This window comes from Sodalis sp. RH22, from assembly GCF_047324165.1.
Lineage (GTDB): Bacteria > Pseudomonadota > Gammaproteobacteria > Enterobacterales > Enterobacteriaceae > Acerihabitans.
The window spans coordinates 4290378-4305139 of record NZ_CP178731.1; the positions used below are offsets into that span (position 1 = coordinate 4290378).

Consider the following 14762-nt stretch of genomic DNA (forward strand, 5'->3'; position numbering starts at 1 on the left):
CCTTAAGACTGGGGAAGTTTATCCAGCGCTACGTTAAGTTCCAGTACGTTTACCGTCGGTTCGCCGAGAAAACCGAGCAACGGCCGCGACGTCTGTTGTTCAACCAATTGGCGCACCTGTTCCTGGGCCAGTCTACGCGCTGCCGCGACCCGAGGCACCTGCCAAAGGGCTGCCTGCGGCGAAATATGCGGATCCAGGCCGCTGCCCGATGCCGTCACCAGATCCACCGGGATGGGGCCGCCGGCCTGCGGGTTGGCCGCGCGCAGCGCCGCCACGCGTTGTTTTACCGCTTCGTCCAGCGCCGGATTGCTCGCGGCCAGGTTGCTGCCCGACGAGGCCAGGGGGTTATTGGGCGTATCGCCGGTGGCCGACGGACGGCCCTGGAAATACTCGGGCCGGGTAAAATTCTGCCCGATAAGCGCGGAACCCCGCGTTTCGCCGCCGGCCTCCAGCAATGAGCCATTGGCCTGCGCGGGAAACCACCACTGCGCCAACTGGGTGGTCAATAAAGGATAAACAACGCCGGTGATAAGTGTCAGCAGCACCAGTAAAATCAAGGCGGGTCGTAATTGGCTCATGATGGTTCCTCTTAGCCCAGACCTAAAACGGTCAAAATCAAATCAATCAGCTTGATGCCGGCAAAGGGTATCAGCAGCCCGCCCATGCCGTAGATCCACAGGTTGCGGCGCAGCAGGGCGGCGGCGCCCATGGGACGGTAACTTACCCCATTCAGCGCCAGCGGGATCAGGAAGACGATCACCAGGGCGTTAAATATCACCGCCGACAAAATGGCGGAGCCGGGCGAGTGCAGATGCATTACGTTCAGCATATTTAATTGCGGATAGGTCACCGCAAAGGCGGCCGGGATGATGGCAAAATATTTGGCGACGTCGTTGGCGATACTGAACGTGGTCAGCGACCCGCGCGTCATCAGCATTTGCTTGCCGATATGCACCACTTCCAGCAGCTTGGTGGGGTTGGAGTCCAGGTCGACCATATTGCCCGCCTCTTTTGCCGCCTGGGTACCGGAATTCATCGCCACCGCCACATCCGCCTGCGCCAGCGCCGGCGCATCGTTGGTGCCGTCGCCGGTCATGGCCACCAGCCGTCCTTCGGCCTGGTATTGGCGAATCAAGGCCAGCTTGGCCTCGGGCGTCGCTTCGGAGAGGAAATCATCCACCCCGGCCTCGGCCGCGATGGCGGCGGCGGTCAGCGGATTATCGCCGGTCACCATCACGGTCTTGATGCCCATCTTGCGCAGTTCGGCAAAACGTTCTTTTATGCCGCCCTTAACAATGTCCTTCAGGGCCACAACACCCAGAACGCGCGCATCTTCCGCCACCACCAGCGGCGTGCCGCCGCTGCGCGCCACCTCTTCCACCAGGCTGCTGACCCCGGCGGGAAAACGGCCGCCGTTGCTTTCGATATGGCGGCGAATGGAATCCACCGCCCCTTTACGGATCATGCGCTGCTGGATATTGACGCCGCTCATGCGCGTCTGGGCCGAGAACGGGATAAAGGTGGCGTCAAGGCTCTGTAAATTGCGTTCGCGCAGATTAAATTTCTGCTTGGCGAGCACCACGATACTGCGGCCTTCCGGCGTTTCATCGGCAAGCGACGCCAGCTGGGCCGCGTCCGCCAGCGCTTCTTCGCTGACGCCGGGGGCGGGCATAAAGCGGGTGGCCTGACGGTTGCCAAGCGTAATGGTGCCGGTTTTATCCAGCAGCAGGACATCGATATCGCCGGCCGCCTCCACCGCGCGCCCACTGGTGGCGATAACGTTGGCCGCCAGCATCCGACTCATCCCGGCCACGCCGATGGCCGACAGCAGGCCGCCGATGGTGGTGGGGATCAGGCAGACCAGCAGGGCCACCAGCACCGTGATGCTCACCGGCGCGCCGCCCCAGGCCGAGAACGGATACAGCGTCGCCGTCGCCAGCAGGAACACAATGGTCAGCGCCACCAGCAGGATGGTCAGGGCGATTTCATTGGGGGTTTTACGCCGCTTGGCCCCCTCTACCATGGCAATCATGCGATCCAGGAAAGTTTCGCCGGGATTGGCGCTGCATGTTATCACCAGCCAGTCGGACAGAATGCGCGTCCCGCCGGTCACCGAGGCGAAGTCGCCGCCGGACTCGCGGATCACCGGCGCGGATTCACCGGTAATGGCGCTTTCATCCACGGACGCGCCCCCTTCAATCACTTCGCCGTCGCAGGGGATAATATCCCCGGCCTCGGCCAACACCACATCACCCTTGCGCAACGCGTCGGCGGCCACTTTGCTGGTGGCGGCGCCGTAACGCGGCTCGGCGAGCTTTTTCGCCCAGCTGGTTTTTTTCACGCCTTTCAGGCTTTCCGCCTGGGCCTTGCTGCGCCCTTCCGCCAGCGCCTCGGCAAAATTGGCGAACAACACGGTAAACCACAGCCAGAGCGAAACATGGGCGGTAAAACCGACATTCCCTGCGGTCAGTCCCGCCGCCATGCCTGCCGCCAGCAGCAGCGTCAGGATACTGCCCAGGTACACGACAAACATCACCGGATTGCGAAACTGCACGCGCGGATCCAGCTTTTTAAACGCATCCGCAAGAGCGACGCGCATCAGCGCTCCGTCAAACAGCGCTTTTTGATTACGACTCATGGCTTCAAACTCCCGCGATTAATGACCAAGCAGTTGCAAATGTTCCGCCACCGGGCCAAGCGCCAGCGCGGGGATAAAGTTAAGCGCGCCGACCAACAGCACCGAGCCGATGACCAGGGAAATAAACAGCGGGCCGTGGGTGGGCAACGTGCCGCTGCCGACCGGCTGCACCTTCTTGATCGCCAGCGAGCCGGCAATCGCCATCACCGGCACAATCACCGCGAAACGGCCCAGCAGCATGGCGACCGCCAGCAGCAGGTTCCAGAACGGGGTGTTGGCGCTCAGCCCGGCGAAGGCGCTGCCGTTGTTATTCGCGGCGGAGGACACGGCGTAGAGCACCTCGCTAAAGCCGTGCGCGCCGGGATTGAACATGCCGGCGCGCCCGGCTTCGGTCATCATGGCCAGCGCGGTGCCCAGCAGCGACAGGGCGGGGGTAATAAGGATGGCGATGGCGGTCATTTTCATTTCCCACACTTCGATCTTTTTACCCAGGTATTCCGGAGTACGGCCGATCATCAACCCGGCGATAAACACCGCCAGCAGCACAAACAGCAGCATGCCGTACAGGCCCGAGCCGACGCCGCCGAATATCACCTCGCCGATTTGCATCAGCCACATCGGCATCATGCCGCCGAGCGCGGTAAAGGAATCGTGCATGGCGTTAACCGCCCCGCAGGAGGCCGATGTGGTGATCACCGCGAACAGGCTGGAATTAAGGATGCCGAAACGGCTTTCCTTGCCTTCCATATTGATGGCGCTGTCCGCCCCGAATTGCAGGAAGTGCGGGTTGCCGTTCAGCTCCGCCCACATCACTACCGCCACCGCGGCGATAAACATCAGCGACATGGCCCAGAGCAAGGCATGGCCCTGGCGATGGTCGCGCACGACATTGCCGAAGGCAAAGCACAGCGCCGCCGGAATGAGGAAGATGGCAATCATCTGGATAAAATTAGTGATGTAATTCGGGTTTTCAAACGGATGGGCGGAGTTAACGTTAAAGAAGCCGCCGCCGTTGGTGCCGAGCATTTTTATCGCTTCCTGCGACGCTACCGGCCCCATCGGCAACGTTTGCTTGGCGCCCTCAAGCGTCGTCAGGCTGAGATAATCACTGAAATTTTGCAGGGTGCCCTGGCTGATGCTGATCAGGGCGATCAGCAGCGCCAGCGGCAGCAGGATATAAAGCGTGATGCGCGCCATATCGCGCCAGGCGTTGCCGAGCGTGGCCACCGACCGGTTGGCAAACCCCCTGATCAGCGCAAACGCCACGGCGATGCCGGTGGCCGCCGACAGGAAGTTCTGCACGGTTAAACCCACCATCTGGCTAAAATAGCTCATGGTGCTTTCGCCGGCGTAGGACTGCCAGTTGGTATTAGTGACGAAGCTGATGGCGGTATTCAGCGCCAGATGCCATGAGAGGGCCGGCAAATGCTGCGGGTTTAACGGCAGGCGATCCTGGAGCATTAACATCGCCAGCAATAGGATAATGCCGAGCACATTGAACAATAAAATGGCCAACAGGTAGCCGCGCCAGTTCATGTCCTGTTTATACACGCCGCACAACCGCCATAACCGGCGCTCGATGCCGGCGAAACCGGGCGCGGGCCGATCGTTAATGAATCTGCTCAGCCCTAGCCCCAAAGGGCGCGCCAGGATCAGCAGCACGGCCATATAGCTGAAAATCAACAAAAACGCGCTGGAAGCCATCAGAATTCCTCCGCGTTAATCAGGGCATAAACCAAATAGCCCAACAGTAAAAACACCAGCACGATACCGGTTATCAAAGCCATACCCACAGTGCACCTCCAGAGGAAATTCTCAGGTACTGCGAGTGTAAATTTTTGTTTGAAAAGTTAATGTAAAATTACTCCTGCCGGGTGTAAAAATTTTATAAAAATAGCGCAAATGCCGCGGCAGGTTTTGTAGATGGTTTAATTCCAGAAATGTATATAAAAAATTTATAGCCCGGCCCTTTATTTTTATAAAGGTTTTATAGTTGCTTGGTTATATTGGCTTTATCAGGAACGCGTAAGGCAAGACGAATAACCAGCTCAATAGATATTTGCCTGGTTAACGATATTCGACAGCGCGTCTATAACGTATTGAGAATATGTCCGGCAGCGGTAAGAGGTCGACAAGAAAATGAAATATATCGTCGTTAATATACTGTTGTTTTTAGCCTGCCTGCTGGCATCCGGTCTGCTATGGGCGGTGTCGCCGGTGCCCGCGCCGGCGCAGAGGCCGGCGAGCGGCGATTTTTCGCCGCAACAACAGGCGGAGATTGAACATATCGTGGAAAACTATTTAGTCGCCCATCCGGACATCCTGGCGAAAATGAACCCACCGCCGGTCAGCCCGGGTGGCTGCCGGCCAGTGCGTTGAGCCGGCATGGTGGCGATGTGGGGCGCCGTCTACCCGCGCCGGGCGGCGGAGGCCATCGCCCGGGGATTATACATTATTGCGGGTAGGGCACCCAGCCGCCGCCATTGAGGCGGATATACACTTTGCCCTGGTATTCCATCACCACCGCGTTTTCATTTTCCGCCACCTTGGGGGTGGTGGGCAGATTGGCGCCTAACGCCGGCCAGTCCAGGAGGGACGTGGTGAAAACCTTGCCGTCCACCGAACGGGCCACCAGTTCGGAAATGGCCAGATAGCTGCTGGGGGCGGTGATGTTCAGTGCCTGGGCCGGATGCGGCGCGCGCGTGCCGAAGAATTTTACGCCGACCGGAATATGGGTAATGGCGGGGCTGGGAATATCGCGCAGGCCGGAGATCTGCATTTTATCGCCAACAAGCCCGGCGCCGTGTTCCGGCACCACGATCAGCATCACCCGGCGGCCGGATTTATCCAACTGGTCCATAAAGGCGTTAAGCTGGGAAAGCAGGGTTTGCGCGCGTGTACGGTAATCGGCGCCTTTGGCTGCGCCGACAAAACGATTGCCGTCGTGCAACGCGATCAGGTTAAAAAATGTCGCGCTGCGCCCGGTGGCCGCCCGGGACTGGTTTGCCAGCCAGCGGGACATCAGTTGCCCATCGTCAAAAATGGGCTCGCCGTCGAAGGAGGCCAGTTCATGACCCAGGCCCGCCTGCGACATGATAGGCGCCTGCATATCAGCGTCCTGGCGCAGGTTGCCGATATAATTACCGAAGACGCCGCTATGATCCATCGCCAGCTGTTCGCCAAAGCCCAGTTTCGCCAGGTTGTCGAACAAATAGCATTGCCGGGCGGCCGGCTGGTACAAATCGTGATGGGACGTTTGACCACAGCTGGCGCGCAGCAGACGGATCGACGCCGGGCCGCTGTAGGCGGTGGCGGAGTTGAAGTCGGTGAACAGCAGGTCAAATCGCGACCACAGCGGGGACGCGGACAGCTGGGCGGCATCCAGATCCGACCAGGCCAGGGAACAGATATTGATCACCAGTAAATCAAACGGCTGGGCATCGGGGGGCAGCGTCTGCGGGAACGGCGTTTGCCTGGCCTGCTCGCGCTGATAAAATTGCTGCAGGTAGGCATCGAGATTGGCGTTAGTCGGCGGGCCGCTGACCGTATTGGGCAGGTTTTGCGCCGGCGCCGTTTCCTGCGCGCGCTGGGCGATGGGAGCGGGCGTGGCGGCCGCGGGCGGCGCCTGGGTCAGCCCCGGGGGCAACAGCAGGCTCAGGTTGAGCCACAGCAGGCCCGCCACCGTGAAGGTAGTAATGCGCAGCCATTGCGCCACAAACAGATACCCTACCAATAGCACGAAGGCGACGCCAATCCATCGCCAGTTGATAAACCGATCGGTCAATTCCAGCAAATAGTCGATGCTAAAGCCGCTGACATCCGCGCCCTGATGGAGAATGGAACGCCAGCCCGGCAGCCAGGTATCATGGTAAAACAAGGCCAGGCCAAACGGCAGCGCCAGCCATTGGCGCCAGCGGTGCAGACGCGCGGTGGACAGGGGAAACAGCAGACAGGCGGCGAAAAACAGGTTGGCCAGCGCGTCGACATGCAAATAGCCCAGCCAGAGCAGGATAAATTTCAGTAAAAAATAATAATTCCAGCCACCCAGTCCGCGCCAGGTCTGCCCGATCTGAAAAACGGAGGTGTTAACGCGCGGGTTATTCATCATGTGCCGGCTTATCCGCCGTTGACCGGTGGTTTATTTTCATCGCCAGGTGGGTTTTGACATGGCTTGCCCTGATCGGACGCAGATAGCGGGGGGATAAAAACCATGCATTAAAGCGATTACGCCACAGCGGCAAATATTTATGCGCGATAAACCCGAGCGGGATAAATATCACCGCCGCCAAGCAGAACATTTGCAGGATATCGACGATGTTCATTGTCCGTAACCTTTATTATTGCGCGGGGGTGAAAACGAAGGCGGTAATGGCTTACCGTCCAGTTGCACGATGAGGGGTACGGGTAGCCGGCGTCTTTTGCCCGGCGGCGCGTCCCGGGTCGGCTCGGCGGCGGCTGGCGGCGGCTCAGGCGGCACGGCCAGCCCCGACAGGCGGCGAACCTCCGCCTGGATGGCATTATCCTGATACCACAGGGTGCGGTTTTGGAACATGTCGGCGGCAGGCAGGCTGAACAAGAAATTAAGCACGCTATCCACATCGCTTGTCTGGCAGTTGGATAAAAACAAATACAGATGACTGTCGGTGAGGGTAAGCACGTCGCCGTCGCGGCGCAGATGGCACAACGACATGGCCTGCTGCGGGCTGATGCCGCCGACCGGGCGCAGGGCAAGCAGTACGCCGCGGGTTTCTACCGCAAGGGTAGGCTGTCCCAGGATGGATTGCATCACCTCGCAAAATACCGGCAGCGGCAAAAAACCTTTGTGGCGGTCGGGCAGCCGCCCTTGCAGCAATAATTCAATATTTTCCGGTACATAGCGATTAAACGTGCCTTGCTGGATGTCGTCCAGCAGCGTCAGGAAGCTGGATAGCCTCGCCGCGTGCGGCACGATTAAATTAGCGCCGCAGGCCTGTAATAAGCGTTGATCGATATAGCGCAGGGCGGGGTACATTTCCCTGACGACAATTTTGAGCGCGTTGCCGCGCCGGATACGCAGGAGATGAATTTGCCGGGCCAGCGTTTCAATCTGGTCGTTGGCGCTGAGGGCGAAAATCAGCGTGGCGGCGCGTGCGCGCAGGCCACGGTCCACCAGGTGCTGATTGTCGGCAAAAATAAACCACTTATCCGATAAGGGCGGCGCGCCTTCCAAAATACTGTTTTCCGCAAGATACATCCATTGATCGTCACTGTGGTTATTAATATGTTGCGCGGATGCCGGAGAGGCCGCTATTTCCCAGCCGGGACTGCGCGGCTGTAAAGCGTACGCGGTATTTGCTTCCACGCCGAATTGATTGTGCCACCAGGACATTACATATTGCGGTGGGTAATGGGCTGAATTTAGCATAGCCAATCCATATAATACGCGGTTTTGGACATATAAACGCGGAATGAGGGCATGAATTCCCTTGCCATAACAGAGAATGAGCATAGCGCAATTCTGGCGCGCGCATTGGCTGGCAATTTCAAGCAGCCACTGGTTAAAATCATTTGGCGCCAGATCATTCCCTGCCGCGGCGGTCAACATAAATATCAACAGTTGATTTTTGATCTGCGGCAGGCGACTGATATCAACCGGCAAGCCGGTTAACGCTTTTTTCCCTGCCGCCTGATGATAATAATGGGTTTTATCCTCGGCTGATAATAAACGGACGATCAGGGCATGTTCAGGCGGCAATGTCGAGGTGCAGGGGAGGGATGTGGGGTTATCTTTCTGATATATAACTGAAATTATTACATCTGGCCGCTGTGCGTCCACCACTTGCCCGCACAGCTCATAGGCGGCCGGCTCGGTATCGGTATTGACCCAGTACAGCCCTTGGGGTTGCATTAAAGACGTATCATCCCAACAATTTTTTATGCCAAAAGGAAAAGACAGTGCCATTTTTATCTGCTTGCAGTAGGTGTAAAAGCAACGGGATTGAAAGTCTTTAAAGTGTGCTTGGGCCGGCATCGAATACTGGAGTATAATAAATATTACCATTCTGGAATGAAATGACCAGTTAATTAGCTACATCAGAACCCTATTTTACGCTGATTTAATTTTTGCTGGATTAATGCCAAACCCAGGTAATGGCACCGTATAAAGGAAAATAAAACTGGATAGCATAGACCCTGGCGCGGCAGCGCATGATGAGAGTGATGATTTTGCTGTGTTAAGTCACCTCTTTTCCCTGCCGGAATTAAATTATGTCGATATAACCCGGGCGGAAAAATTTCCGCTGATGATGTCGCGCTGGCCGCTATTGGCCGAATTGGCCGGCGTGGCGTATGACGCATCCCAGGCGGAAGCTTCATGAAGCCTGCCGTGGCCATGGTTTACCGTTCTTGCGGAGTCATATCATGCCGGTCATAGCCCTGCGGGGTATCCGGGGCGCGACGGGCACGACATCGGTGGCCGCCGGCCTGAGCTGGGCGCTGGCCCAATTGGGCGAGAACGTATTGGCAATTGATTTTTCACCGGATAACCTGTTGCGCCTGCATTTCGCCATGCCTTTTTCCGCCCCGCGCGGTTGGGCCAGCGCCGTGCAGGCCGGCGCCGGCTGGCAGCATGGCGCCATGCGCTATAGCCAACTGCTCGATTTTCTGCCCTTCGGCCGGCTGGCCGACGGGACGCAGGCGTTGGACTCATTGACCGACTGGCGGGAGAACATTGCCCAATTGAAATCCCTGTCGGCCTATCATTGGATCCTGCTGGACGTCCCCGCCGGCGAGTCCGCCCTGGCGACCCAGGCGGTATCCCTGGCCGACGGCGTGTTTACCCTCCTGCAGGCCGACGCCCAGTGCCATGTGCGCCTGCATCAGCAATCCTTGCCCCGGCATGCTCATTATGTGGTTAACCAATTTGTTCCCGCCAGCGCCCTGCAGCAGGACCTGCTGCTGCTCTGGCAGCAAAGCCTGCCGAACTTGCTGCCGGTGGTATTGCATCGCGACGAGGCGATGGCGGAATCCCTGGCGGCGCTGCAACCGGTGGGCGCATTTATGCCGCACAGCAAAATCAGCCAGGAGCTGACTACTCTGGCCAATTGGTGCCTGATCCATTTGCGCAACGGTGAACAATGAATTCCCGGCGGCCCGGCGTCCTGTCGGTGTTCTTGCCGCCGCCGGTGCATTCGGCGCTGCGTGACCGCTACCGTGGCTACCGCCGGGCGGGCGCTTCCCGGCCGGCCGCGGCGCTGATGATGGTTTGCGTGATTGCCGGCTGGCTGTTGCTGCGGTTCGAAACGCCGGCCTGGCAACGCATCCGTCGCCAGCGCGGGCGCTGGTATCCCCATGTTTCCGCCGCGCGTCCCCGCCCGCTCGATCTGGTCCGCTATGTGCTGCAAACGCTGTGGCTATTGCTGATTATGCCCGCCGGGGGTGTGCGCCAGCGGGCGCTTTATGGCGATATTTCCCGGCGCTGGCGGGCGCGTTTGCGCCGCCGGCTGCATACTGTGGCCGGGCGCCGGGCGCCTGCCGCGCGGATTGCCGCCGCGCCGGTTGCAAGCGCGCGTCTGCGCCGCCTGTTGAGCCGCGCGTTAATGATCCTGGCCGGGCTTGTCGCGGCGGTGCTGGCCGGTTTTTGCATTTCCCAGCCCTTCGGCTATCTGGCGCAGTTTGTGTTTGTGATGCTGTTGTGGGGCATCGCGATGATCGTGCGCGATATGGCGGGGCGCTTCCCGGCCCTGATGCTGATTGTCTTGTCGTTAACCGTGTCATGCCGGTATCTGTGGTGGCGCTATACCGCCACGCTGAACTGGAGCGATCCGGTGAGCCTGGTATGGGGGTTGCTGTTGCTTGGCGCGGAGACGTATTCCTGGACGGTGCTGGTGCTGGGCTATTTCCAGACCTTGTGGCCGCTTAATCGCCAGCCGACGCCTATGCCGGCGGATATCGCCAGCTGGCCGACCATTGATGTGCTGATCCCCACCTATAACGAAGCCCTCAGCGTGGTGAAACCCACGCTGTATTCGGCTCTCGGCATCGACTGGCCGAAAGAGAAAATTACTCTGTATCTGCTTGATGACGGTAACCGTGCGGAATTCGCCGAGTTTGCCCGGGAAATCGGCGTGGAGTATATCGCCCGGCCTCGTCATGAACACGCCAAGGCGGGCAATATCAACTACGCGCTCCAACAGGCCAAAGGCGAACTGGTGGCTATTTTTGACTGCGATCATGTGCCGACGCGCTCGTTCCTGCAACTGACCGTCGGCTGGTTTTTCAAGGACGCGCGCCTGGGCATGCTGCAAACGCCCCATCACTTTTTTTCGCCGGACCCTTTTGAGCGCAACCTGGGTCGTGTACGCCGCACGCCGCACGAGGGAAAGCTGTTTTACGGACTGGTACAGGACGGCAACGACCTGTGGGACGCCAGTTTCTTCTGCGGCTCCTGCGCGGTATTGCGCCGCTCGGCGCTGGATGAGATCGGCGGTATTGCGGTGGAAACCGTCACCGAGGACGCCCATACGTCGCTGCGGATGCACCGGCATGGCTACAGTTCAGCCTACATCCGTATTCCGCAGGCCGCCGGCCTGGCAACCGAAAGCCTGTCGGCGCATATCAGCCAGCGCATTCGCTGGGCGCGGGGCATGGTGCAGATTTTTCGCATCGATAACCCGCTGTTCGGCAAAGGGCTGAAACTGGCGCAGCGTTTATGTTACGCCAACGCCATGCTGCATTTCCTGGCGGGCATCCCCCGGCTGATATTCCTGACCGCGCCGCTGGCGTTTCTGCTGCTGCATGCCTATATCATCTACGCGCCGGCCGTCGCCATCGCCCTGTATGTTTTGCCCCATATGGTCCATGCCAGCCTGACGACCTCCCGGGTGCAGGGCAAGTATCGCCACTCGTTCTGGAGCGAGATCTACGAAACGGTGCTGGCCTGGTATATCGCGCGGCCGACCACCATGGCGCTGCTCAATCCCTACGCCGGCACGTTTAACGTCACCGCCAAGGGCCGCCTGATCGATCAATCCTATATAGACTGGACAATCACCCGTCCCTATCTGGTGCTGATGCTGCTGAACGTCGCCGGGCTGGCGGCCGGCGCCTGGCGCCTGACCTATAGCCGCGGCGACGAACTGCTGACCGTGGTGATAAGCCTTGCCTGGGCGTTGTACAACCTGATTATTCTTGGCGGCGCCATTGCCGTGGCCTTCGAGGCTAAACAGATTCGCGCGGCGCACCGGGTGGATACCGTGCTGCCGGCGGCGATCGCCACCCGTGACGGCCATGTGCACGGCTGCGTCATGCACAATTTTTCGGACAGCGGCGCGGGGCTTGAGATGCACACCTGCGATGTATTGCAGCCCGGTCAGGATATCACCCTGCTGCTCAGCCGCGGACGGCAGGAGTATGCCTTTCCCTGCCGCGTTAGCCGCGCGGGCGGCCGCCAGGCCGGCATCCAGCTGGCACCCCTGACGCTTCAGCAGCATGTGGATTTTATCCAGTGTACCTTTGCCCGCGCCGACAGCTGGGTGGTGCGCGGCGATAGCTTTCCGGAGGACAAGCCGCTGGAAAGCCTGGGCGAAGTGCTGGCCCTCGGCGCGCGCGGCTATCTGCGCATGCTGGATATCGCGCCGCCGGCGCTGCGTCCGCTAATCGTCCTTATTTTTAACGCCGGTGGCTGGATCGCTTCTTTCCTGCCACGCAATCCCACGCGGCCCGTCCGCAGCGATGAAACCCCTCAATGATGACTAACCGATGAAAAACCTGATATGGACTTTGCTCACCGTCGCGCTATTCGCCAGCGCGGCGCCGGTATCCGGCGCCGGCGGCCCGGCAGAGGCGGCGCCCCCGGCGTTGACGTTAAACGGGGCCGCAACCGGGACGCGGGATGAGCAGGCGCCTGCGCCCGATGCGGCTTTCCGCGGGCCGGATGCGCCGATGCCAGGCGCCCCGGTGCGCGACATCACGCTGCCCTTTGCCGTCATCGCGCCGCCGCCCGGCACCATGACCCTGCGCGGCATCCAGCCTAACGGCCAGGTTGAATTCGGCGTGCGCGGCGATGAGGTGGTTACCCAGGCGATGCTGAATTTACACTATACGCCGTCGCCGTCGCTTATCCCGGTGCAGTCGCATCTGAAGGTTTATCTTAACGATCAGCTGATGGCGGTGCAGGCTATCGGTCAGCAGCAGTTGGGCAAGGAAAACCAGGTACAGGTACCCATAGATCCGCGCTATATCACCGATTTTAATCGTATCCGGCTGGAGTTTGTCGGCCACTACCAGAATATCTGCGAGAATCCGGCCAATACCACCCTGTGGCTGGAGATCGGCAAAGGCAGCTCGCTGGCGCTGCGCTATCAAACACTGCCGCTGAAGAATGATTTATCGCGTTTCCCCATGCCGTTTTTCGATGCGCGCGATACCGGGCCGCTGACGCTGCCGATGGTCTTTGCCGCCGCGCCGGATGCGGGCCAGCAGCAGGCCGCGGCGATGTTGGCCTCCTGGTTCGGCGTCAGGGCGCAATGGCGCGGCCAGACGTTCCCGGTGTTGTACAATCGCGAGCCCGATCGCCATGCGGTGGTGTTCGCCACCAACGCCGGCCGGCCGGATTTCCTGCGTGATATGCCGCCGGCCACCGGCCCGGCGGTGGCGATGGTCAGCCCGCGCGATAATCCTTTTATTAAACTGCTGTTGATAACCGGGCGCGATGATGCGGATCTGCTTACGGCGGTGAAAGGCATTGCGCAGGGCAACATGCTGTTTCGCGGGCAGGCGGTGGCGGTGGAAAGCGTGGAGCAGCTTCAGCCGCGCCAGCCCTATGACGCGCCCAACTGGGTCCGCACCGACCGGCCGATGAATTTTGGCGAGCTTAAGCAGTACCCCGAACAGCTGCAGGCGGACGGGATCGTGCCCACGCCCATTAGCCTGAATATGAACCTGCCGCCCGATCTGTTTTTGATCAACAGCCAGGGTATCGATATGCGTTTGCGCTACCGCTACACCTCGCCCCAGCTGAAAAATACCTCGCGGCTGAGCGTCAGCCTGAATAATCAGTTTGTGCAGGACTTTATCCTGCTGCCCGGCCATGACGACGGTCCGCAGCTGCTGCACCTGTCGCTGTTGCGGGGCCTGCTGGCCGATCACCGGGACTTGATGATTCCGGCGCTGAAGCTTGGCGCGGTTAACCAGATCCGTTTTGCTTTCGACTATACCTCGCTATTGGCCGGCGGCGCGGAGGGGCGTTGTGAAACCTACACCACGGTGCCCAATCATGTGGTGATCGACGACAGTTCGACTATCGATTTTTCCGGCTACCGGCATTTTATGGCGATGCCGGATCTGCGCGCTTTCGCCAACGCGGGTTATCCCTTCAGCCGCCTGGCCGATCTGTCGCAGACGCTGGTGCTGGTGCCGCCGAAACCGCAGCCGCTACAGTTGACCACCCTGCTGAACACGCTGGGTAATATCGGCGCGCTAACCGGTTATCCGGCCCTGGGCATGCGCCTGAGCGAGGACGGGTCGCAGGTGAGCGCCGTCGATGCCGATATTTTGCTGATAGGTGATCTGCCCGCGGTCTTGCGAAACGACGGCATGCGCGACGGAAAAAAAGCCCAGCTGCTGCTGGCCGCCACCCGCGATTGGATCAACCAGCCGGTGCGCCAGGCGGCGCTGCCGGACAATACCACGCCGGACGTGGACGCCCTGGCCGATACCAGTACCCAGATCGCCGCGCAGGGATCCATCGCCGCCGTGGTCGGCCTGCAGTCGCCTTACTTCAATCAGCGCAGCATCGTGGCGCTGCTGGCGAAGGGACCGGACGGCAACGCCCTGCTTAACAATGCCATGGCGGATAATCTGCAAAAGGCGCGGGTTTTCGGTTCGGTGGCGCTTATCCGCGATTCCGGCGTCAACAGCCTGAAGGTGGGCGACACCTATTACGTCGGTCATTTGCCCTGGTGGGAACGTGTCTGGAATGCCCTGGCCCATCATCCGGTAATACTGGCGCTGATGGCGGTGATCGCCGTGGTGCTGGCCGCCATGGTGCTCTGGTGTGGTTTACGCGCCCTCAGCCGCCGTCGTTTATCCGCGGGCGACGGGGAATAACGCATGCCCACCGTTCGTTTTATCGCGCCATGGGGCG

General features: G+C 59.9%; 12 protein-coding genes. 5 read left to right on the forward strand and 7 right to left on the reverse strand.

Annotation, left to right across the window (positions count from 1 at the left end; translation table 11 throughout):
• Positions 1–2 precede the first annotated feature (2 nt).
• The 4 genes from kdpC to kdpF are packed head-to-tail and all read right to left on the reverse strand — an operon-like array spanning position 3 to position 4425.
• The gene (gene kdpC, locus ACL2XN_RS19405; RefSeq protein ID WP_413729291.1) at positions 3–578 is read right to left on the reverse strand and encodes a potassium-transporting ATPase subunit KdpC; all 576 of its coding nucleotides are present in this window, start codon (positions 576–578) and stop codon (positions 3–5) included.
• Between the two features lie 11 nt (positions 579–589).
• Entirely contained in the window at positions 590–2638 is a 2049-nt protein-coding gene (kdpB, locus tag ACL2XN_RS19410) for a potassium-transporting ATPase subunit KdpB (RefSeq protein WP_410013147.1), read from the reverse strand.
• Between the two features lie 18 nt (positions 2639–2656).
• Positions 2657–4342: a potassium-transporting ATPase subunit KdpA gene (gene kdpA / locus ACL2XN_RS19415; RefSeq protein ID WP_413727560.1), complete on the reverse strand. Its 1686-nt coding sequence runs from the start codon at positions 4340–4342 to the stop codon at positions 2657–2659.
• Positions 4342–4425, reverse strand: coding sequence for a K(+)-transporting ATPase subunit F (kdpF, locus tag ACL2XN_RS19420; RefSeq protein WP_410016701.1), 84 nt, complete (start codon positions 4423–4425; stop codon positions 4342–4344). The genes kdpA and kdpF overlap by 1 nt, the downstream gene beginning before the upstream one ends.
• A gap of 352 nt (positions 4426–4777) precedes the next feature.
• Here kdpF and ACL2XN_RS19425 point away from each other — a divergent pair, with 352 nt between their 5' ends.
• Complete coding sequence (locus ACL2XN_RS19425) at positions 4778–5017, forward strand: hypothetical protein (RefSeq protein ID WP_410013149.1); 240 nt, start codon at positions 4778–4780, stop codon at positions 5015–5017.
• A gap of 73 nt (positions 5018–5090) precedes the next feature.
• Here ACL2XN_RS19425 and bcsG read toward each other — a convergent pair whose 3' ends face one another.
• The 3 genes from bcsG to bcsE are packed head-to-tail and all read right to left on the reverse strand — an operon-like array spanning position 5091 to position 8678.
• Positions 5091–6743, reverse strand: a complete 1653-nt coding sequence (gene bcsG, locus ACL2XN_RS19430; RefSeq protein WP_413730999.1) for a cellulose biosynthesis protein BcsG — start codon at positions 6741–6743, stop codon at positions 5091–5093.
• Positions 6736–6960: a cellulose biosynthesis protein BcsF gene (bcsF, locus tag ACL2XN_RS19435; protein WP_413721613.1), complete on the reverse strand. Its 225-nt coding sequence runs from the start codon at positions 6958–6960 to the stop codon at positions 6736–6738. Before bcsF ends, bcsG begins: the two co-directional genes overlap by 8 nt.
• Positions 6957–8678 (reverse strand): cellulose biosynthesis protein BcsE, encoded by a 1722-nt coding sequence (gene bcsE, locus ACL2XN_RS19440; RefSeq protein ID WP_413729292.1) that lies wholly within the window; start codon positions 8676–8678, stop codon positions 6957–6959. The genes bcsF and bcsE overlap by 4 nt, the downstream gene beginning before the upstream one ends.
• Before the next feature lie 109 nt (positions 8679–8787).
• Here bcsE and bcsR point away from each other — a divergent pair, with 109 nt between their 5' ends.
• From bcsR to bcsB, 4 genes are read left to right on the forward strand one after another with little or no spacing between them, the layout of a single operon-like run.
• Positions 8788–8994, forward strand: coding sequence for a cellulose biosynthesis protein BcsR (bcsR, locus tag ACL2XN_RS19445; RefSeq protein WP_413731000.1), 207 nt, complete (start codon positions 8788–8790; stop codon positions 8992–8994).
• Positions 8995–9037: 43 nt separating this feature from the next.
• On the forward strand, positions 9038–9757 hold the full coding sequence (bcsQ, locus tag ACL2XN_RS19450) for a cellulose biosynthesis protein BcsQ (RefSeq protein WP_413729293.1): 720 nt from the start codon (positions 9038–9040) through the stop codon (positions 9755–9757).
• A complete protein-coding gene (bcsA, locus tag ACL2XN_RS19455; RefSeq protein ID WP_413729295.1) occupies positions 9754–12366 on the forward strand; it encodes a UDP-forming cellulose synthase catalytic subunit in 2613 nt (870 codons plus the stop codon). The genes bcsQ and bcsA overlap by 4 nt, the downstream gene beginning before the upstream one ends.
• Positions 12367–12376: 10 nt before the next feature.
• Positions 12377–14725: a cellulose biosynthesis cyclic di-GMP-binding regulatory protein BcsB gene (gene bcsB, locus ACL2XN_RS19460; protein ID WP_410013154.1), complete on the forward strand. Its 2349-nt coding sequence runs from the start codon at positions 12377–12379 to the stop codon at positions 14723–14725.
• Positions 14726–14762: the final 37 nt, after the last annotated feature.

Coding starts and splice junctions, on each gene's coding strand:
- kdpC (WP_413729291.1), bottom strand. CDS start 578: ATGAGCCAATTACGACCCGCCTTGATTTTACTGGTGCTGCTGACACTT.
- kdpB (WP_410013147.1), bottom strand. CDS start 2,638: ATGAGTCGTAATCAAAAAGCGCTGTTTGACGGAGCGCTGATGCGCGTC.
- kdpA (WP_413727560.1), bottom strand. CDS start 4,342: ATGGCTTCCAGCGCGTTTTTGTTGATTTTCAGCTATATGGCCGTGCTG.
- kdpF (WP_410016701.1), bottom strand. CDS start 4,425: ATGGCTTTGATAACCGGTATCGTGCTGGTGTTTTTACTGTTGGGCTAT.
- ACL2XN_RS19425 (WP_410013149.1), top strand. CDS start 4,778: ATGAAATATATCGTCGTTAATATACTGTTGTTTTTAGCCTGCCTGCTG.
- bcsG (WP_413730999.1), bottom strand. CDS start 6,743: ATGAATAACCCGCGCGTTAACACCTCCGTTTTTCAGATCGGGCAGACC.
- bcsF (WP_413721613.1), bottom strand. CDS start 6,960: ATGAACATCGTCGATATCCTGCAAATGTTCTGCTTGGCGGCGGTGATA.
- bcsE (WP_413729292.1), bottom strand. CDS start 8,678: ATGGTAATATTTATTATACTCCAGTATTCGATGCCGGCCCAAGCACAC.
- bcsQ (WP_413729293.1), top strand. CDS start 9,038: ATGCCGGTCATAGCCCTGCGGGGTATCCGGGGCGCGACGGGCACGACA.
- bcsA (WP_413729295.1), top strand. CDS start 9,754: ATGAATTCCCGGCGGCCCGGCGTCCTGTCGGTGTTCTTGCCGCCGCCG.
- bcsB (WP_410013154.1), top strand. CDS start 12,377: ATGAAAAACCTGATATGGACTTTGCTCACCGTCGCGCTATTCGCCAGC.